The sequence below is a fragment of the Janthinobacterium sp. PLB04 genome (genome assembly GCF_021165895.1).
Taxonomy (GTDB): Bacteria; Pseudomonadota; Gammaproteobacteria; order Burkholderiales; family Burkholderiaceae_D; genus Janthinobacterium; species Janthinobacterium lividum.
Genome location: NZ_CP088968.1, coordinates 694,470 through 714,587, shown reverse-complemented (window position 1 = coordinate 714,587; position 20,118 = coordinate 694,470). Strand labels below are relative to the sequence as shown.

Annotated in this window: 17 protein-coding genes; 11 read left to right on the top strand and 6 right to left on the bottom strand. The window is 62.8% G+C overall.

Translation table 11 applies throughout. From position 1 onward, the window contains the following. Positions 1-8: 8 nt before the first annotated feature. From fusA to rpsL, 3 genes are all read right to left on the bottom strand, one after another. Positions 9-2,114, bottom strand: a complete 2,106-nt coding sequence (gene fusA / locus LSO07_RS02990; protein ID WP_034753184.1) for an elongation factor G — start codon at positions 2,112-2,114, stop codon at positions 9-11. 108 nt (positions 2,115-2,222) lie between these two features. After that, positions 2,223-2,693, bottom strand: a complete 471-nt coding sequence (rpsG, locus tag LSO07_RS02985; RefSeq protein WP_010394377.1) for a 30S ribosomal protein S7 — start codon at positions 2,691-2,693, stop codon at positions 2,223-2,225. Positions 2,694-2,845: 152 nt separating this feature from the next. Beyond that, positions 2,846-3,229, bottom strand: coding sequence for a 30S ribosomal protein S12 (gene rpsL, locus LSO07_RS02980; protein WP_010394376.1), 384 nt, complete (start codon positions 3,227-3,229; stop codon positions 2,846-2,848). A gap of 425 nt (positions 3,230-3,654) precedes the next feature. Here rpsL and LSO07_RS02975 point away from each other — a divergent pair, with 425 nt between their 5' ends. Then, on the top strand, positions 3,655-5,580 hold the full coding sequence (locus LSO07_RS02975) for a phosphoethanolamine transferase (RefSeq protein WP_143450460.1): 1,926 nt from the start codon (positions 3,655-3,657) through the stop codon (positions 5,578-5,580). Between the two features lie 9 nt (positions 5,581-5,589). Here LSO07_RS02975 and LSO07_RS02970 read toward each other — a convergent pair whose 3' ends face one another. Continuing rightward, a complete protein-coding gene (locus LSO07_RS02970; RefSeq protein WP_225317158.1) occupies positions 5,590-7,176 on the bottom strand; it encodes a MutS-related protein in 1,587 nt (528 codons plus the stop codon). A 186-nt stretch (positions 7,177-7,362) separates the two neighbouring features. On the opposite strand from LSO07_RS02970, the gene LSO07_RS02965 reads away from it, so the two are divergent. The 8 genes from LSO07_RS02965 (at position 7,363) to LSO07_RS02930 (ending at position 16,283) form a co-directional block, all read left to right on the top strand. After that, on the top strand, positions 7,363-8,628 hold the full coding sequence (locus LSO07_RS02965) for an efflux RND transporter periplasmic adaptor subunit (protein WP_092609193.1): 1,266 nt from the start codon (positions 7,363-7,365) through the stop codon (positions 8,626-8,628). A 27-nt stretch (positions 8,629-8,655) separates the two neighbouring features. Continuing rightward, positions 8,656-9,369, top strand: a complete 714-nt coding sequence (locus tag LSO07_RS02960) for an ABC transporter ATP-binding protein (protein ID WP_070259929.1) — start codon at positions 8,656-8,658, stop codon at positions 9,367-9,369. 8 nt (positions 9,370-9,377) lie between these two features. Then, positions 9,378-10,700 (top strand): ABC transporter permease, encoded by a 1,323-nt coding sequence (locus LSO07_RS02955; protein ID WP_151092241.1) that lies wholly within the window; start codon positions 9,378-9,380, stop codon positions 10,698-10,700. A 28-nt stretch (positions 10,701-10,728) separates the two neighbouring features. Continuing rightward, positions 10,729-11,967, top strand: coding sequence for an ABC transporter permease (locus LSO07_RS02950; RefSeq protein ID WP_151092239.1), 1,239 nt, complete (start codon positions 10,729-10,731; stop codon positions 11,965-11,967). A 28-nt stretch (positions 11,968-11,995) separates the two neighbouring features. Then, on the top strand, positions 11,996-13,348 hold the full coding sequence (locus LSO07_RS02945; RefSeq protein WP_151092237.1) for a sigma-54-dependent transcriptional regulator: 1,353 nt from the start codon (positions 11,996-11,998) through the stop codon (positions 13,346-13,348). A gap of 14 nt (positions 13,349-13,362) precedes the next feature. Further along, complete coding sequence (locus LSO07_RS02940; RefSeq protein WP_225317157.1) at positions 13,363-14,679, top strand: sensor histidine kinase; 1,317 nt, start codon at positions 13,363-13,365, stop codon at positions 14,677-14,679. 239 nt (positions 14,680-14,918) lie between these two features. Next, the gene (locus LSO07_RS02935; protein WP_070259937.1) at positions 14,919-15,443 is read left to right on the top strand and encodes an FxDxF family PEP-CTERM protein; all 525 of its coding nucleotides are present in this window, start codon (positions 14,919-14,921) and stop codon (positions 15,441-15,443) included. Positions 15,444-15,503: 60 nt separating this feature from the next. Further along, positions 15,504-16,283 (top strand): spermidine synthase, encoded by a 780-nt coding sequence (locus tag LSO07_RS02930; protein ID WP_099390224.1) that lies wholly within the window; start codon positions 15,504-15,506, stop codon positions 16,281-16,283. An 11-nt stretch (positions 16,284-16,294) separates the two neighbouring features. Here the strand turns inward: LSO07_RS02930 and LSO07_RS02925 are convergent, their stop codons facing one another. Both LSO07_RS02925 and pdxR read right to left on the bottom strand, forming a co-directional pair. Further along, complete coding sequence (locus LSO07_RS02925; RefSeq protein ID WP_151092234.1) at positions 16,295-16,900, bottom strand: hypothetical protein; 606 nt, start codon at positions 16,898-16,900, stop codon at positions 16,295-16,297. A 31-nt stretch (positions 16,901-16,931) separates the two neighbouring features. Then, positions 16,932-18,437 (bottom strand): MocR-like pyridoxine biosynthesis transcription factor PdxR, encoded by a 1,506-nt coding sequence (pdxR, locus tag LSO07_RS02920; RefSeq protein WP_151092232.1) that lies wholly within the window; start codon positions 18,435-18,437, stop codon positions 16,932-16,934. 105 nt (positions 18,438-18,542) lie between these two features. On the opposite strand from pdxR, the gene LSO07_RS02915 reads away from it, so the two are divergent. Together LSO07_RS02915 and LSO07_RS02910 are read left to right on the top strand one after the other, a co-directional pair. Then, the gene (locus LSO07_RS02915) at positions 18,543-19,202 is read left to right on the top strand and encodes a pyridoxamine 5'-phosphate oxidase family protein (protein WP_151092231.1); all 660 of its coding nucleotides are present in this window, start codon (positions 18,543-18,545) and stop codon (positions 19,200-19,202) included. 85 nt (positions 19,203-19,287) lie between these two features. Then, complete coding sequence (locus tag LSO07_RS02910; protein WP_151092230.1) at positions 19,288-20,118, top strand: class I SAM-dependent methyltransferase; 831 nt, start codon at positions 19,288-19,290, stop codon at positions 20,116-20,118.

Below are 20,118 nucleotides of genomic sequence, written 5' to 3'. Positions count from 1 at the left end.
AACTTCTATTACTTAGCTTTCGAGCTTACGATTGCTTCAGTCACATGCTTAGGTGCTTCAGCATAGTGCTTGAATTCCATCGTGTAAGTCGCACGACCTTGGGTCGACGAACGCAACGACGTGGCGTAACCGAACATTTCCGACAGAGGCACTTCGGCCTTGATGATCTTGCCGCCACCGCCAGCAATTTCATCCATACCTTGCACCATGCCGCGACGCGACGACAGATCGCCCATCACGGTACCGGCGTAGTCTTCCGGCGTTTCCACTTCCACGGCCATCATCGGCTCCAGGATGACTGGCGATGCTTTGCGGCAGCCATCTTTGAATGCCATCGAAGCGGCCATGCGGAATGCATTTTCGTTCGAGTCAACATCATGGTACGAACCGAAGAACAGCGTGACTTTAACGTCAACGACTGGGTAGCCAGCCATCACGCCCGAAGTCAGCGTGTCGCGCACACCTTTTTCAACTGCAGGGATGTATTCGCGAGGAACGGTACCGCCCTTGATCGCGTCAACGAATTCGAAGCCCTTGCCCGGTTCTTGCGGTTCGATCTTCAGAACCACGTGACCGTATTGACCACGACCACCCGATTGCTTGACGAATTTGCCTTCCGACTCTTCGCACACTTTACGGATCGTTTCGCGGTAAGCCACTTGTGGCTTGCCGACGGTCGCTTCAACGTTGAATTCACGCTTCATGCGGTCAACGATGATGTCCAGATGCAACTCGCCCATACCGGCGATGATGGTCTGGCCCGATTCTTCATCGGTACGCACGCGGAACGATGGATCTTCTGCTGCCAGACGGTTCAGCGCCAGGCCCATTTTTTCCTGGTCGGCCTTGGTTTTTGGCTCGACTGCCTGCGAAATCACTGGCTCAGGGAAGACCATGCGCTCCAGAACTACGCTGGCTTTTTCGTCGCAAAGCGTATCGCCAGTGGTGGTGTCTTTCAGACCCACAACGGCGGCGATGTCGCCAGCGCGCATTTCCTTGATTTCTTCGCGTTCGTTCGCTTGCATCTGCACGATACGGCCGATACGCTCTTTCTTCTGCTTCACGGAGTTCAACACCGAGTCGCCCGAATTCAGGGTACCCGAGTAGCAACGGATGAAGCACAACTGGCCCACGAACGGATCGGTTGCGATCTTGAACGCCAATGCCGAGAATTTCTCATTGTCGTCAGCTGCGCGCTCGACTGGCTGCTCGTCCTCGTCCAGACCTGGGACAGGTGGAATGTCGATTGGCGATGGCAGGTACTCGATGACCGCGTCCAACATCGCTTGCACGCCCTTGTTTTTAAAGGCGGTACCGCACAACATTGGAACGATTTCGCTGGCGATGGTACGCTGACGCAGGGCAGCCTTGATCTCTTCTTCCGAGAGGTCGCCTTCTTCCAGGTACTTGTTCATCAGGTCTTCCGACGCTTCAGCAGCGGCTTCAACCATGTTTTCGCGCCACTTGGCAGCATCAGCGGCCAGGTGTGCAGGAATGTCGCCGTATTCAAACTTCATGCCTTGCGAAGCGTCGTCCCAGATAACCGCTTTCATCTTGACCAGATCGATAACACCGGTGAAGACGTCTTCAGCGCCGATAGGCATCTGAATAGGTACTGGGTTGGCTTTCAGACGCGAACGCATCTGATCGTAGACCTTGAAGAAGTTGGCGCCGGTACGGTCCATCTTGTTCACGAAGGCCAGACGTGGCACTTTGTACTTGTTAGCCTGACGCCATACCGTTTCCGATTGTGGCTGCACGCCGCCGACTGCACAGTAAACCATGCAGGCGCCATCCAACACGCGCATCGAACGTTCCACTTCAATGGTGAAGTCAACGTGGCCTGGGGTGTCGATGATGTTGATGTGGTGAGCTGGGAAGTTGTTAGCCATGCCTTTCCAGAAGCACGTAACAGCAGCCGAGGTAATCGTGATACCGCGCTCTTGCTCCTGTGCCATCCAGTCGGTGGTGGCAGCGCCATCATGGACTTCGCCCAGCTTGTGGTTCACGCCTGTGTAGAACAGGACGCGCTCGGTCGTGGTCGTCTTACCTGCATCGATGTGAGCGGAGATACCGATATTACGATAGCGCTCAATGGGGGTCTTGCGGGCCATAATTAATCCTAAATGAATGGACAAAACCGAGCAGCATTTTTTTGCAAAAATGAGCCCGGCCTCGAACAACAGATGCTTGACAGCCGCCTTGCGGTAGCTGGCTTTATATTAGAAGCGGAAATGCGAGAACGCTTTGTTCGCTTCAGCCATACGATGGACTTCGTCGCGTTTTTTCATCGCGCCGCCGCGGCTTTCAGCCGCTTCCATCAGCTCACCGCCGAGGCGTTGTGGCATCGATTTTTCGCTGCGCTTGTTAGCAGCTTCACGCAACCAACGCATGGACAGAGCCATACGACGGACTGGGCGAACTTCAACCGGCACCTGGTAGTTTGCACCACCGACGCGACGGGATTTCACCTCAACCAACGGCTTGGCGTTGTTGATTGCGGTAGCAAAAACTTCGAGTGGATCTTTACCCGATTTTGCTGCGATGTGCTCGAAAGCACCGTAGATGATGTTTTCTGCAACCGATTTCTTACCGGACAGCATCAGCACGTTTACAAATTTAGCGACATCAGTGTTGCCGAATTTTGGATCTGGCAAAATTTCGCGCTTGGGTACTTCACGACGACGTGGCATATCAATTCCTTTCAATCTTCAGTTGAGCGCGCGTTCTTCGCACACTCGCGGACGACCATCATAGTCCTCCACTTACTCGACCAGATGCGGTCGACTACATTCACTTAGCTAGTTGCCACTGAGCGAAACTTGGGTTTGCTGCGTACAACTTATTACTTCTTGCCTGCTTTAGCGCGCTTGGTACCGTACTTCGAACGCGATTGCTTACGGTCTTTAACGCCTTGGGTATCCAGGGCACCGCGAACCATGTGGTAACGCACACCCGGCAAATCCTTAACGCGACCGCCGCGCAGCAGCACAACACTATGCTCTTGCAGGTTATGGCCTTCACCGCCAATGTACGAAATAACTTCGAAACCATTGGTCAGACGAACTTTAGCGACTTTACGCAGAGCCGAGTTTGGCTTCTTTGGAGTCGTGGTGTAAACACGTGTGCAGACGCCACGTTTTTGCGGGCTGTTTTCCAGCGCCGGCGATTTGCTCTTCACGGTCAAAGCGACGCGTGGATTGCGAATCAATTGATTGATGGTTGGCATCGTTATAAATCCAACAAAAAACTACGATTAATAACCCGGGCAAGATGCCCGGCGACTAAAACCTCGTCCCGCTTTCATCTACTGCGCACCGGAGGCGCCCGCAGCCACTCGATAAGGAGCGGCCATGAAATGCCAAGCAATACGTAAACGATGAGCAGAATAAAATCGAGAACTCGCTAGTTTAGACCTTGTGTTACAGGGGGTCAATCAGTTTACCGCTTTTTGCTATAAAAAAAGGCAAAAAAGAGGCGCTTTTGTGGCATTTTGACTAATCTTTGGCCGCAGCGCGCGGACGCCGGCGCTATGCGGCAATTGATGATTTGATATTCTTTCTCTGCGGCCAAGCACCGGACGCGCACATTCTTGTATGACCGCAAGATAACAAAAGGATTGATAATAGCGGACATTTTTCGCTGCCCTCCCTTATGCGCTCCTTGCTTCGCCCCGCCAATCTGTTCCTGCTCCTGACGTATGCCTTGCTGACGGCCGTGCCCTTCATTCCCGCGCTGCTGGGGCGCGCCCCCGAGCATCCCTGGCAGATGCTCACCTTCGAGCTGCTGGCCTGGCTGGCCGTCTGGAGCGTGTTCAAGCGCCCCGCGTATTTCCACTGGCTGCTGGTGCCTGCCTTCCTGGCCCTGCCGACGGAAATCTACCTGTTCATCTTCTATGGCCAGGGCATTTCCACGCACCACCTGGGCATCATCTTTGAAACCAGCCCCAAGGAAGCGATGGAATTCCTCGGGCAAAAAGTGTGGCTGATGGGCGCCGTCATGCTGGGCGTGATCGCCTGGTGCCTGCTCGGCTGGTATGCCGCCACGCGCACGCGCGACCTCGACTGGCGCGGCAAGACGCGCCCGGCCGCCTTCGTGCTGCTGATCCTGCTGGGCGGCTTCTGGTGGTATGGCTATGAATTCGGTTTCGAGGCCAAGGTCCTGCACAGCACCGCCGCATCGGCCAAGGCCAGCGGGCCGGCGGTCAGCGGCAAGGCGGGCGCCTCCGGCTTCGGCGACGCCAGCTCGGCCGACGATGAAACGGCCGAGGAAGACGAAGAAAGCAGCAAGCCGGAAAACGCCAGCATCGCCGGCGCCGACGAGACGGGCCTGGGCTGGCCCAGCCTGCCCCACTGGGCGCGCCTGCCCTACGCCTTCGACACTGTCAGCAACTCCTGGCCTTTCGGCCTGGCCGCGCGCGGCTTCGATTTCTACAAGGAGCGTCGCTACCTGGCCGAGCTGGGACAGAAAAGCAGCAGCTTCCGTTTCGGTGCGCACCAGCAGCAACCCGATCCCCATCCTGAAGTAGTGGTCATGGTGATCGGCGAATCGTCGCGCTACGACCGCTGGAGCCTGAACGGCTATGAACGCGACACCAATCCCCTGCTGAAGCAGGAAGCCAACCTGGTGCCGCTGGCCGACGTCATCACGGCCGTTTCCGCCACGCGCCTGTCCGTGCCCGTCATCATCTCGCGCAAGCCGGCCACGCAAAGCCTCAAGGATGGATTCTCGGAGAAATCCTTCCTCACCGCCTATAAGGAAGCGGGCTTCAAGACCTACTGGCTGTCGAACCAGATTTCGTTCGGCCAGTTCGACACGCCCGTGTCCGTCTTTGCCAAGGAAGCGGACGTGGTGCAATTCCTGAACCTGGGCGGCTTTACCAACAATTCAAACTTCGACCAGATCCTGTTCGACCCGTTCAAGAACGCGCTGGCCGACCCCGCGCCGAAAAAACTCATCGTGCTGCACACCCTGGGCAGCCACTGGAACTACAGCCAGCGCTATCCGAAAGCGTTCGACAAGTGGCAACCGTCGCTGTTCGGCGTCGACAAGCCCGTCTACACGGACACGGCCATCAAGCCGCAGCTGAACAACAGCTACGACAGTTCCATCCTGTACACGGACTGGTTCCTGTCGAACGTGATCGGCATGCTGAAGGACGATGGCCAGCGCACCGCCCTGCGCAGCTCGCTCGTCTATGTGGCCGACCATGGCCAGACCCTGTACGACGGCACCTGCCGCCTGGCCTTCCACGGCCACAACACGCAGTTCGAATTCCACGTGCCCGCCTTCGTCTGGTACTCGCCGCAATTCCAGCGGCACTATCCGGACAAGGTGACACAGCTGCAGCGCCATCAAAAGGCGCGCCTGTCGACGGAAAACATGTTCCATACGCTGCTCGACCTGGGCGACATCCGCTTCGCCGGCGAACAGCCCGAGTGGAGCATCGCCAGCCCCCGCTTCAAGCAGCACAAGCGCTACGTCGACAGCTACGGCTGGACCAACTACGACAACGCCATCATCCGCGGCGATTGCCGCGAAGTGATCGACAAGAGCACGCCGGAAAAGCAGGACAAATAAGCGCGGCCATCAGGCCCGTTCGAGCACGCCGCCGCAGTCGGCCGGCTGCGCCATGTGCGTGCTGAGCCAGTCGAAGACGCGCCCGGCCTTGTCTGCGATACCGGCGTCAAAGCCGCGCTGCGCCAGCAGGGCGATGCCATTCGTGGCCTGCAGCACGCCCGGCGCCAGCAGCAGCGCGCCGGCGTCATCGCGGCCCACGCACCACGGCGCCAGACAGTCTTCCAGCAGCGGCCCCAATACCAGATTGTGCGACGAGACGATCACCAGGTGGCGCGCGGCCAGGGAATGCAGCACGGCGGCGGCCGCCGCCACGGATTCGAGGTGGTTCGTGCCGCGGAAGATTTCATCGATCAGGAACAGCGCCGGCGCGCCCTTCTCGGCCAGCGCCAGCAATTCGCGTGCACGCCGCAATTCGGCGATATATAAACTTTCGCCGCCGTCGAGCGAATCGTCATTCTGCATGCTCGCATACACGGCCAGGCGCGGCACATCAGCACTGTCCGCATAACAGAAGCCAAAGGCCCGCGCACAGACCAGGTTCAAGCCTATGCAACGCAGCAAGGTACTCTTGCCGATGCCGTTCTGGCCGGAGATGAAGCCCCCCTTGCCCTGCACGCCGAACGACAACGGCGCAGCGTTCTCCAGCAAGGGATGCAGCATGCCCCGCAAGGCCAGCGCGCGCGGTGCCGCAAGGCCAGCCCAGCAAAACACGGGGGCCGCACGCAATTGCCGCGCCAGCGCCAGGTCCGCTTCCAGCTGGGCCACCTGGGTAAAGCTATCGCGCAGCAAGGGCAACTGCTGCGCGACCAGTTGGCGCGTGCGGAAATAGTGCTTGACGTTTTTCAGCAGGAGCCAGTCGCCATATTCGACCAGCAGCGTATCGATGAAGGGCACGTAATGCAGCAGCGAGCGCTCGATGGCACGCGTCAGCTTGGCCGCCTGCGCGCTGCCGGCAGCCAATGGCAAGGCTGCCGGTACATCGAGCCGCACCAGCGCGGCACGGGTTTTCAGCAGATGGCGCAAGGTATCGAGCGTGCGTTCCCATAGCTTGGCGCTTTCGTAAAAACGCACCTGCACGGTCATCAGCGCAACACAGGCGGCCAGCACGCCAAACAGCGCCGGCCAACCTGCCAGCCAGCTGGCGGCGATGGTCAGCAGCAAGGCCAGCGGCACCAGCCATAGCCAGGCACTCCACCATGGCGCCGCTGCCAGCGCCGCACCGAACAGGGTCTCGCTCACTTCCGTATCGGCCTGGCGCAAGGGCAGGCAGGCGCGCTGCAGGCTCGCCGCCTGGACCGGGTCATCCAGCAATCGCTGGACGCGCGCAATGGAGCCAGGATCGGCCTGGCCGCCACTCAGGCGTCGGTGTAGCTCCTGCTGGCCAAAGATGCTGGTCTCGCGTGCCAGTTGCGACGCGTACTGGTCGAGCAACAGTTCGTTCCAGGTCTGACCATCGAGCGATGGCGCCTCGCCCGTCAGCCGCTGCAGCATCGCCACGTCGCTGCGCGCAAAAGGATAATCGAGCGCTGGCGCAAAGGCACGGGCAGGGAAAATTTGCTGGAAAAACGGATGCATGGCGCCTTGGGGAGGAGTCAAAAAAGAGTCGCCACAGCAGATGCAGGCGATTGCCAATTTATCAAGTGGAACCTGCGCGGACGGACACGCTGGACAGCGCGGACACGGCGGACAGCCGGACGCTGGAATTTTTTTCCATCCAAATCAAGGACTTAACATATGGCATGGATCGTGCATTGGAAAAGGCATCCTTCACGAGACCTGACCATGATCCGCGATACATCCTCCCAAGACGCCGTACTGTCCGCCCCGCCGGGCCAGCGCCACAAGAAACGCGCCCTGCTGCTGGCCGGCGCCGCCGTCGTCATCGGCGCCGCCATCGCTGCCGTTGCCGGCTGGCGCAACAGCGAACATTCCGTCAATGCCGACCGCCTGCGCATCGCCGACGTCACGCGCGGCACCCTGATCCGCGACGCCGCCGTGAACGGACGCGTGGTGGCCGCCATCAGCCCCACGCTGTATTCGACCACGGTGGCCACCGTCACGCTGAAAGCGAAGGCGGGCGACACCGTCAAAAAGGGCGACATCCTCGCCGTGCTGGAATCGCCCGACCTGTCGGACGCGCTGAAACGCGAGCAGTCGAGCGTGCAGCAGCTGGAAGCGGAAGTGGCGCGCCAGCAGATCCTGGCCAAGAAACAGAAACTGCTGGCCAGGCGCGAAGCAGATACGGCGGAAATCGAGCGCCTGTCCGCCCAGCGCACGCTGGAGCGCTATGAAAGCGTGGCGCAGGTGGGCATCATTGCCAAGATCGATTACCAGAAGGCCAAGGATGCCTTGAATTCCGCCGAGATCCGCAGCAAGCACGCTTCGCAGGCGGCGGGCCTGGAAGGCGAGGACGTGACCCTGGCGCTGAAGACCCGGGTCAACGAACTGGAACGCCAGCGCCTGAGCCGCGACAACGCGCAGCGCAGGGTCGACGAGCTGACCGTGCGTGCGCCCGTCAATGGCTTCATCGGAACGCTGTCGGTGGCCAACCGCAGCGTGGTGCAGGCCAACACGGCCCTGATGACCCTGGTCGACCTGTCGCAGCTGGAAGTGGAGCTGGAAGTGCCGGAAACGTATGTGGCCGACATCGGCCTGGGCATGAGCGCCGAGATCGAGACGGGCGCCATCAAGGCGACCGGCAAGCTGTCGGCGCTGTCGCCCGAGGTGGTAAAAAACCAGGTGCTGGCGCGCGTGCGCTTCAACGGCGAACAGCCGGCTGGCCTGCGCCAGAACCAGCGCGTCTCGGCACGCCTGCTGATCGACGAGCGGCCCAATGTGCTGATGCTGGCGCGCGGTTCCTTCGTCGAAGCCGAAGGCGGACGCTTTGCCTACGTGGTGCGCGATGGCGTGGCCGTCCGCACGCCCATCAAGCTGGGCGCCACCAGCATCTCTGCTGTCGAGATTCTCGGCGGCCTGAAACTGGGCGACAAGGTGGTGGTCGCCGGCACGGAAAATTTCGCGAACGCGGCCCGCGTCTCGCTCAACTAACAATACTCATTCAACCAGGAGCCCTCCATGCTGCGCATGCAAAACCTGAGCAAGATCTACCGCACCCACATGATCGAAACACACGCGCTGCGCGGCTTCGAGATCCACGTCCGCCAGGGCGAATTCGTCACTGTCACGGGACCGTCCGGCTCCGGCAAGACGAGCTTCCTGAACATCGCCGGCCTGCTCGAGGAATTCACCGATGGCGAATACATACTCGACGGTGTCAACGTCAGGGGCATGGACGACAATGCCCGCTCGCGCCTGCGCAATGAAAAACTGGGCTTCATCTTCCAGGGTTTCAACCTGATTCCCGACCTGTCGCTGTTCGACAATGTCGACGTGCCGCTGCGCTACCGGGGTTTCAACCGCGCCGAACGCAAGGAGCGCATCGAGGAAGCGCTGGCCAAGGTGGGCCTGGCCTCGCGCATGAAGCACTATCCGGCCGAATTGTCGGGCGGCCAGCAGCAGCGCGTGGCCATCGCGCGCGCACTGGCCGGCTCGCCGAAACTGCTGCTGGCCGATGAACCGACGGGCAACCTGGACACGCAGATGGCGCGCGGCGTGATGGAGCTGCTGGAAGAAATCAATGCGCAAGGCACCACTATCCTGATGGTCACGCACGATCCGGAACTGGCGCTGCGCAGCCAGCGCAATGTGCACATCATCGACGGCCAGGTGTCGGACCTGGTACAGCATGGCGCCACGCTGTCGCTCAAGCCGCAGCACGCGACAGCCTAGGAGCCGCCATGTTCCACTACTATTTCAAGCTGGGCCTGCGCAACCTGCGCCGCAATCCCGCCCTGACGGCGCTGATGGTGCTGACCCTGGCCGTCGGCGTGGCCGCCAGCGTGGCCACCGTCACCATCCTGCATGCGATGTCGGGCGATCCACTGCCGCACAAGAGCGACCGCCTGTTCGTGCCGATGATCGATGTAGTTCCCTTGAAAGGCTATACGCCGGGCACCAAACCCAGCTTTGGCCAGTCACAGCTCGCCTATACCGATGCGAAGAACTTCATGGCCAGCAAGATGGGCATCCGCCGCAGTGTCATGTACGGCGTGGCCGGACCCGTGGAGCCGGCGCGCAGGGACCTCGGCGCCTTCCGGGCCCAGGGCCTGGCACCCACGCGCGATTTCTTCGCCATGTTTGAAGTACCGTTCCTGTATGGCCAGCCATGGAGCGAGGCCGACGACGCCAGCGGCGCCGACGTCATCGTCCTGAGCCGCGCCCTGGCGGAAAAGCTGCTGGGCACAGTCAATCCCGTGGGCCAGCGCGTGACGGTGCTGGGACGCCCCTATCTGGTCAGCGGCGTGCTCGATCGCTGGGATCCCGTGCCGCGCGTGCACCGCATCATCGGCAGCAAGGGCGCCTTTGGCACGGAAGATGAATTCTTCATTCCGTTTGCCAGTGCCATCCGCCACGAAACGGGACATGACGGCGGCATGGCCTGCAGCGGCGTCGAGCGCAGCCCCGGTTACCAGGGCATCCTGGCATCGGACTGCACCTGGCTGCAATTCTGGTTTGAAATGGCCAGCGCCGGCGAACGCAGCGAGCTGCAGGCTTATCTCGACAGCTATGCGGCCGAACAGCGCAAGCTGGGCCGCATGCCACGCCATGCGCCCAACATGCTGTACGACGTCAGGCAGTGGCTCGATTTCCTCAACGTGGTCGACAACGACAACAAGCTGGCTGCCTGGCTGGCCTTCGGCTTCCTGCTGCTCTGCCTGGTCAACACCATCGGCCTGCTGCTGGCCAAGTTCTCCGCGCGGGCGGCGGAAGTCGGCATCCGCCGCGCACTGGGCGCCACGCGGCGCGACATCTTTCGCCAGTTCCTGATCGAGACCGGCGTCATCGGCCTGGCCGGCGGCGTGCTGGGCCTGTTGCTGGCCTATGCCGCCCTGGCCGTGGTGAGCGCGCAATCGAGGGAGCTGGGCACCGTGGCGCACCTGGATGTCCCGATGCTGCTGCTGACGTTTGCCGTTTCCGTACTGGCGGCCTTGCTCGCAGGGCTGTTGCCCACCTGGCGCGCCTGCCAGGTCACGCCGGCGATGCAGCTCAAATCCCAATGACACCCACCTTTTCACAATGAGGCCCCACATGGAAATCCGCCCCATCCTGTCGGCGCTGATGCGCAACAAGACCGGTGCCGTGCTCGTCGCCGTGCAAGTTGCCATCAGCCTGGCCATCCTGGCCAACGCCTTGTACATCGTCAACCTGCGGCAGGCTATCGCCGCCCGTCCCACCGGCGTGGCGGCCGAAAACGACATCTTCTATGTCAAAGTCCAGAGCATGGACAAAGGCAGCCCGCAGCGCCAGATAGCCGAACAGAAGCGCCAGGCCGCGATACTGCGCGCCCTGCCGGGCGTGGTCTCCGTGGCGCAAACCACGCAGGCCGTGCTGTCGCGTTCCGGCAGCAGCACCAACGTCGCGGCCAAACGCGGACAGGCCGAGGCCAGCGCCAGCACCTCGATGTACGTCACGCCCGATTCGCTGGTCAGGACATATGGCCTGAAGCTGGTGGAAGGCCGCGATTTCCATCCCGACGAGGTCCCGGAAATCAATGAAGACGTCGATGAAACCTTTCCCAAGGTGGTGATCGTGACGCGCGCCGCAGCGCAAAAAATCTGGCCAGGCGAAACCAGCTTTGTCGGCAAACCCCTGTTCAATGGCACCGGCGACAACGATGACGAGATGCGCGTGGTCGGCGTGGTGGAACGGCTGCAGACGCAGGTCGGCCAGGTCAGCGCCCAGGGCGAGTATTCGATCATCCTGCCGGCGCGCCTGGCGGGCGGGCGCGATTCGCTGCTATTTGCCGTGCGGGCAGAACCAGGCCAGCGCAACCGCCTGATGAAGGAGGCGGAACAAGCCATCCGCACGTCCAGCACCGAGCGCCTGCTGGTGCGCACGGATACCCTGGAGCAGCACCGCAAGACACGTTATCTGGCCGACCAGGGCTTGTCCTGGATGCTCATCGCCGTCAGCACCCTGCTGCTGCTGGTGACGGCCAGCGGCATCGTCGGCATCGCCAGCCTGTGGGTCTCGCAGCGGCGCAAGCAGATCGGCGTGCGCCGCGCGCTCGGTGCGCGCCGCATCGACATCCTGCGCTACTTCCTGACGGAGAATTTCATGATCACCAGCGTCGGCGTGGCGGCTGGCGTGGTGCTGGCGCTGGGCCTGAATCAGCTGCTGGTCAGCCAGCTGGAAATGGCGCGCCTGCCGCCCGGCTACCTGCTGGCCGGCGCGCTGGTATTCTGGCTGCTGGGCGTGGGCGCCGTGTATGGGCCAGCCTGGCGCGCTGCCAGTATTTCGCCGGCCACGGCCACGCGCAGTACCTGAGCCGGCACCTGAGTGATATGCTGCGCGCATGCCTACCGTACTGATTATTGACGACAATGCCGCCGTGGCCATCGCGCTGGACGTGCTGTTCTCCCTGCACGAGATCGACGCCGTGCGCGCCGCCTCGCCAGAGGAAGGCCTGCAGCTGCTCGAGCGCCACGCCATCGACCTGGTGGTGCAGGACATGAACTTCACGGCCGACACCACTTCGGGAGAGGAAGGCAGCGCGCTGTTCCACGCGATCCGCGCGCGCTACCCGGATCTGCCCGTGATCCTGCTGACGGCATGGACACAGCTCGACGCGGCCGTCGACCTGATCAAGTCCGGCGCGGCCGACTACCTGGCCAAGCCATGGGATGACCGGCGCCTGATCGCTTCCGTGCAGAACCTGCTGGAACTGGGACAGGCCAGCCGCGCGCTGCGCCAGCGCGTCGTGGCCGAGCAGCGCCAGCGCCACGCGCTGGAAAAAGACTTCGACTTGCGCGGCATGGTGTGGCAAGACCCGGCCACGGAAAGAGTCGTGCACCTGGCGTGCCAGGTGGCGCGGGCCGACGTGCCCGTGCTCATTTCGGGGCCAAACGGCAGCGGCAAGGAACGCATCGCCGCCATCGTGCAAGCCAATTCCCAGGTCGCCAGCGGCCCCTTCGTCGTGCTCAATTGCGGCGCCGTGCCGGTCGAGCTGATCGAGGCGGAACTGTTCGGTGCCGAGGCGGGCGCCTACACGGGCATCACGCGCGCGCGCGACGGCAAGTTCGACGCGGCCGACGGCGGCACCTTGTTCCTCGACGAGATCGGCAACCTGCCGCTGGCCGGGCAAATGAAACTGCTGCGCGTACTGGAAACGGGACGCTTCGAGCGCCTCGGCTCGAACCGCGAGCGGCAAGTGAAAGTGCGCGTCATCAGCGCCAGCAACGCCGACCTGCCGGCGATGATCAAGGCCGGCACGTTTCGCGAAGACCTGTTCTACCGCTTGAACGTGATCGAACTGCGCCTGCCGCCGCTGGCCCAGCGCCCGCTCGACATCCTGGTGCTGGCACAGCATTTCCTGGGCAGCGAAAAAACCCTGGACGCGCAAGCGCAGGCCACCCTGCTGGTGCACGGCTGGCCCGGCAACGTGCGCGAACTGAAAAACGTCATGCAGCGCGCCAGCCTGCTGACGGCCGGTCCCGTGATCCGCGCACAGGAAACGGGCTTGCCGCTGGCGGGTGTGCCATCGCTGCGCGCGCCGCAGGATGGCGCCGCGACGGAGCCGGACCGCGACAGCGTCACCGCGGCGCTCGCGCGCGCACACGGCGTGGTAGCGCAGGCGGCACAGGAACTGGGACTGTCGCGCCAGGCGCTGTACCGGCGCATGGAACGCTTGGGCATCGCGCGCGGCTGATGGCCTACCGTCCCATGCGCCTTTCCCTGCTCACGCGCTGGACGGCGCTGATCGTCACCCTGCTGGTGCTGGGCATCGTCATCGCCCTGCTGCTCGCGCATTTTTTACCCGGCCAGCCGCTGCTGGTGCTGGCGGGTACCCTGCTGTGCGTGCTGCCGGTGGCCGTGATTACCATCCGCGCGCAGCTGCAAGCGATGCTGTCGCTGTTTCGCGCCTTGAGCGGCACCGTCGCCAGCTACCAGGACGGCGACTTCGGCTTCAGCCTGCGCTGGCCGCAGAACGACGAACTGGCCGACCTGGTGGCGGCCCACAATGCGCTGGGCGACGTGCTGCGCAAGCAGCGCCTGGACCTGGTACAGCGCGAACTGCTGCTCGACACCATGGTGCAAAACACGCCGGTGGCCATGCTGCTGGTGGCCGAAGGCAGCGCTATCGTCTACGCCAACCTGGCCGCGCGCCAGCTGCTGCACCACGGCCGCCGGCTCGAGGGGCATCACCTGGCCGACATCGTGCAACAGGCGGCACCGGCCCTGGCCGAAGCGCTGGCGCGCCGCCACGACGGCTTGTTTACCAGCGGCGAAGGGGAGCAGGAAGAGGTATATCACCTGGCGCGGCGCAGCTTCAGCCTGAACGGGCGCAAGCACGAACTGCTGCTGTTGCGCCAGCTGACCCTGGAACTGCGGCGCCAGGAAGTGCAGACCTGGAAAAAAGTCATCCGCGTCATCAGCCATGAACTCAACAACTCGCTGGCGCCGCTGGCCTCGCTGGCCCATTCCGGCGCCGAGCTGGTGCGCCGCGGCCAGACGGAGCGCCTGCCGCAAATCCTTGCCACCATCGAGGAGCGCACGCGCCACCTGGAAACCTTCATTCTCGGCTATGCGCGCTTTGCCAAGCTGCCCGCGCCACGCCTGGCGCCGTGCGAGTGGCAGCCTTTTCTCGACAGCCTGGCCTCGCAGGCGGCCTTCGCGCTCGACTGCGTACCGCCCGCACAGGCGGCCGTGTTCGATGCGGCGCAAATGCAGCAGGCACTGTTGAACCTGCTCAAGAATGCGCTGGAATCCGGTTCGCGGCAAGAGCATATCGGCCTGCACGTCAGCCAGGCGCAAGGGCAGCTGCGCATCGAAGTGCGCGACCGCGGCCCGGGCATGAGCGGCGCCGTGCTGGAAAACGCGCTGGTACCGTTTTATTCCACCAAGCGCAGCGGCACGGGACTTGGCCTGGCGCTGGCACGCGAAATCGCCGAAGCCCATGGCGGGCGCATCACCCTGGCCAACCGCGAAGGTGGCGGCCTGGCGGTGACATTGATTCTGCCCTTGCTGGACAGAAATTAGTTACTGGCGTAACGATTTTTTCATCACACGCTGCGCAATTATTTTTCGGTACAATATTGACAATTAGAGTTTTTAATATTGCAACTTCATGAGCGCCATGCCCGTGTGTTAGAAATAAGCTATTTAAGTTTGCATAATGATATAAAAATAGCTCATTGACAATGAAATGTCGTGGCGATAATTTATCTGAGCGGCACGGTTTTTTTTGAAACATTAATCGTTTTTTCGCGGGGATAAATATGAAACTGAAATCACTCATCGCAGCAGCGGTACTGGGCGCTGCAACCATCGGTAGCGCATATGCTGCGTCGTACACCATCAACCTGACCAACACCACGGGCAACCTGTGGACGGGGGGCTTCAACGCCACTCCCACGCCGCTAGGCGTCTTTACCGATACGTTCACGTTCACTCCCGACGCGACTTTCGGTTCGACCGCGCAAGCCTTCCTGGCCAACCTGTCGGTCACGGGCAGCGACCCGGCTTCCATCAACTTCACCAGCGCCAATCTGAACGGCATCTCCCTGACCGGTTTTGGCGGCCCCACCGTCTTCGGCTATGCCCAGGGCGAGGTGCTGGCGCCAACCACACTGCTGTTCAACGGTCCGATGGTCCTCACCGTCATGGGCAACAGCAACGGCGGCAGCTATGGCGGCACCTTCAACCTGAACCTGGCGCCCGTTCCTGAACCGGAAACGTATGGCATGCTGCTGGCCGGCCTGGGCATACTGGGCTTCCTGGCACGACGCCGCAAGCAATCTTGAGCGCACCACCCAAAAGACGCTGCGGCGTCTTTTTTTTCACCCGGCTGCTAAACTGGCGCCATGACGACCGACTTTACCTCCACCAGCCATACCGCTTTCAGCCACCCGGGCCACCCGCCTGCCACCACCACCGAACACCGCGGCATCCGCTACCTGCACCTGGGAACCAAGTGGGTACAGGGCGCCATGCGCCTGGACAAGCCAGATGCCATCGAGCTCGAATACGTGCAGATGATGATGATGTGGATGCTGTTCAAGACGCAGCCCAAACGCATCGTACAGCTGGGACTGGGCAGCGCCGCGCTGACCAAATTCAGCTACCGCCGCTTCCCCGACGCCACGGTCACGGCCATCGAACTCAATCCGAACGTGATCGCCATCTGCGGCGCCCAGTTCGCGCTGCCGCCGAACGACGCGCGCCTCGATGTGCGTGAAATGAATGCGCTCGACTTCGTGCTCGATCCTGCCAACCACGGCACGGTCGACGCGCTGCAAGTGGACCTGTACGACGAAGACGCGCGCGGTCCCGTACTCGACACGCCAGAGTTCTACCAGGCTTGCCACGACTGCCTGGCCGACGATGGCATCATGTGCACGAATGTCTTCGGCGACTTCCCCAACTACGACAAGAATCTACAGGCGATGGAACTGGTTTTCGACGCCGTCGTCTGGGTGCCGGAAATGGAAGATGAAAACATCGTCGTGCTGGCCTTCAAAAAATCGCCATCGCTCGACTTCAGCGATTTATACGAACGCGCCGCCACCATCAGGAAGCAGTTCAACCTGCCCGCCAAGAACTGGGTCAACGGCTTGAAGCAGTGGATGCAGGACCAGCAGTAAGCCATGCGATCTCATTCCAGGACAGGCTGCCAGTTTCCTGCGGCGCGATAAAACCCCAGGCTCTTGCCGCCGTTGAAGCGCGCGGCTTTCATCAGGCCAGCGAGCTCGCTGGAGATCAACAGGTCGCCCGATTGCGCATCCCTGGCGATCTGCCTTGGCGCCAGTTCCTCATCGCGCAAAAACGTCCGCGTGAAGTAGATGACGTTGCCCTTGTCATCTTTTTCCGCGATTGAACGTTCGAGGTCCACCCTCTGTACGTGTTGCGTCGCATTCACGATGTAAAACGGCTGCTCCACAGGTTCACCGCCCGCCATGATGCAGGCGGGAGAGAGCAATTCCACGTCCTGGCCGGCGACGCCGGCAAGGAACCCGGCCAGGCGGGCCGAGACCAGCGGCACGTCCCCCAGCAGCCACAGACAGTCATGTTTCAGGAGCCTTTCCCGGGTGCAGACGAAATGCACGGGGGGCCTGTCCATACCGAACGGATACGGAGCCCCCTGCAGCAGCGCCAGATAGTCGAAGTTCGATCCAGCCGTCTCATAGGATCCACCTTCCTTGTCGTAGGAGCCGGTCAGTTTGTCATGGTAATCAACCGGGGCTTTCCAGCTCAGTATCATGGGTAGTCCTCTTCCTCGTGCTGGCAAAGGCCTATTGTGACCGCTTCGCCTGCCCAGCCGCGCCAGCTTGCGCAAGCAGCGCGCCCAGGCGGCGTGCCAGGCCGTCCATGTTCTCGGCCGGCACCTGCGCATAACCGAGCAGGAAGCCGTTCCAGCCCATCCCTTCTCCCGTGCCGTGCGCGGACAGGGCCAGCGCCACGATGCCGTCCTGCGCGGCGCTCCGGCTCAGCGCCAGGTCATCCCATTCCGTTTCATGAAAACGCAGCGCCAGGTGCATGCCGGCCGTGCCGCCATGGATGGCCGCGCCGCCACACGCATGGCGCTGCAAGGCCTCGCTCAAGGCGTCGCGGCGCTGGCGGTACAGGCGGCGCATGCGGCGCACATGGCGCGCAAACAGGCCGCTGCGCAGGAAGTCGGCCAGCGCCAGCTGTTCGGCTACCCGTCCGCGCGCAGCACCCTGCGCCTGCATCTGCGCGAAGGCGCCGGCCAGCGCGGACGGCACGACGATAAAGGCGATGCGCAAGGCGGGAAACATGGTCTTGCTGAAGGTGCCCAGGTACACGACGGGCGCGTCGGCCACCAGTCCCTGCATGGCGGCCAGGGGCGGGCCGCCATGGCGAAATTCGCTGTCGTAATCGTCTTCGATGATCAGGGCGCCGGCCGCGCGCGCGCGTTCGAGCAGCGCCATGCGGCGCGCGGGACTGAGCACGCTGCCCGTCGGATACTGGTGCGACGGCGTGGTGTAGATCAGGCGCGGCGGCGTCTCGCGCCAGTCGTCATCCGTCGGCGCGATGCCATCCATGTCAACGGCGATGCCCGTCACCTGCAAGCCGGCGCCGCGGCCCGCAGCCAGCGCGCCGCCATAGCCGGGATGCTCGATCCACAAGGTATCGCCCTGGTCGGCAAAGGCGCGCAGGCAGACATCGAGGCTGCTCTGCGTGCCGTCCGTGATGAACACCTGGCCCGCATCGCAGACGACGCCGCGCGCGGCGCGCAAATGCTCGGCAATGGCCATGCGCAGCTGCGGCTCGCCGGCAGGGTCGCCGTAATTGAGCTGGCGCGGCGTCAGCGCCCGCCATGCGCGGTCCAGCATGCGCCGCCACTGCGCCAGCGGGAATTCATCGAGCGCCGGCACGCCAGGCGCGAACGCGCCCATGGCGTCGGCGGGAAACACCAGCGCCGCATTCACATCCTGTCCCGCCACGCCGCGCAAATGCCGGGCGCGGCGCGACAAGCCATCCTTGCTGCCGGCCGCCGGCACGGCTTCCGGCATGCCGGCGCTGCCGGCGACGACGGTGCCGCGCCGGTCCGGCAAGACAAACCCTTCGCTGGCCAATTGCTCGTAGGCGTACAGCACGGTATTGCGCGCCAGTCCCAGTTCGGCGGCCAGCACGCGCGTGGCGGCCAGCCGCGTGCCGGGCGCCAGCTGCCCGCTGCGGATCGCCGCGCGCAGGCATTCATGCAGCAGGCGCTGGCGCGGCCAGCCCCGCTCGCGGTGCGTGCGCTCGAATGCATCAAGCAGTAAAGAAAAATCCATGCGTTTCCTTGGTGGCTCCAAATTATTTGTCGGTTCTGGATCTTTTTTCAGGGCCAGATGCAGATTATAGTGCGGCCAGCTTCTTCAACCAACCGGACTTCCGCCATGACCGCTACCGCCCTGCCTCCCAGCCCCCGTACCCGCGTGCGCCGCGTCGCCGAACTGGCCAGCTACGATCAAGCCACCCTGTACGCCATCGTCGATGCCGCCTACCTGTGCCATATCGCCTTCCGCGACGACACGGGCAGCCATTGCATCCCGACCGCCTGCTGGCGCATCGGCGGGCACCTGTACATCCATGGCTCGAACGGCAGCCGCATGCTCAAGCAGCTCTTGCACGATACCGATGTGTGCGTAACGGTGAGCCATCTCGACGGCCTGGTGCTGGCGCGCTCCGCCTTCAATCACACGATGAACTACCGCTCGGCGATGGTGTACGGGCAGTTTGAAAAAGTAAGCGATATCGGCCAGCAGCATGCGGCCATGGATGCGCTGATGGAAAAACTGGCGCCGGGACGCCTGGCGCAGGTGCGCGGCGGCAGCGCCAAGGAGTACGCGGCCACCACCGTGCTGCGCATCGCGCTCGACGAATGCGCCGTCAAGCAGCGCAAGGGCGGCCCGCTCGACGACGCGGGCGACATGGCGCATGCCGTCTGGACGGGTGAACTGCCGTTTACGCACGGACGGGGCACGGCCATCGCCGATGCACTCAACACCAGCGAAATGCCCGCATATGCCGCCGCATGGGGGACGGAATCCGCTTGACCGGCCAGCGTGCTTGCCCGATGATCGGCGTTGATGGCGATCGCCACCAATTGAGCAACCGATCCAATCACGCATGGAGCATATGATGATGAAGCGAGTAACCCTGGCCACGGCCTTGACGGTCATGCTGGCCTGTGGCGGCAGCGGTGCGGCACTGGCCGCCGATGCGGGCGACGCGGCCCTGAAGGCGGCCATCGCCGGCAGTGCGCGCACGCCGGCCAACGCGCTGCGCGACAGCGCCCGCCATCCGTATGAAACGCTGGCGTTCTTCGGCATCAAGCCGACCATGACGGTGGTGGAACTGGCGCCCGGCGGCGGCTGGTACACGGAGATCCTGGCGCCCTACCTGCGCGACAACGGCAAGCTGATCGCCGCCGGCAACGACCCGCAGTCAAGCAGCGAAGGCGCCCGCCGCGGCGCGGCGCGCTTCCAGCAAAAGCTCGACGCCAACCCGGCGGCTTTCGGCAAGGTGGAGATCGGCGCCTTCGCGCCCCCCACCACCTACCGCATCGCGCCCAAGGGCACGGCCGACATGGTGCTCACCTTCCGCAATATCCACAACTGGATACCCATCGGCGAAGCCGGCATGCAGACCTTGTTCAAGGAAGTGTATGACAGCCTGAAACCGGGCGGCGTGTTCGGCGTCGTCGAGCACCGCCTGCCGGCCAACAAGGCGCAGGATGCCACGGCCAGCAGCGGCTACATGCACGAAGCGTATGTGATCAAGCTGGCTGAAGGCGCAGGTTTCAAACTGGCGGCCAAGTCGGACATCAACGCCAATCCGAAAGACACGGCAGACCACCAGGGCGGCGTGTGGGCGCTGCCGCCGACCTATGCCAACAAGGATGTGGACCGGGCCAAATACACGGCCATCGGCGAGAGCGACCGCATGACCCTGAAATTCGTCAAACCCTGA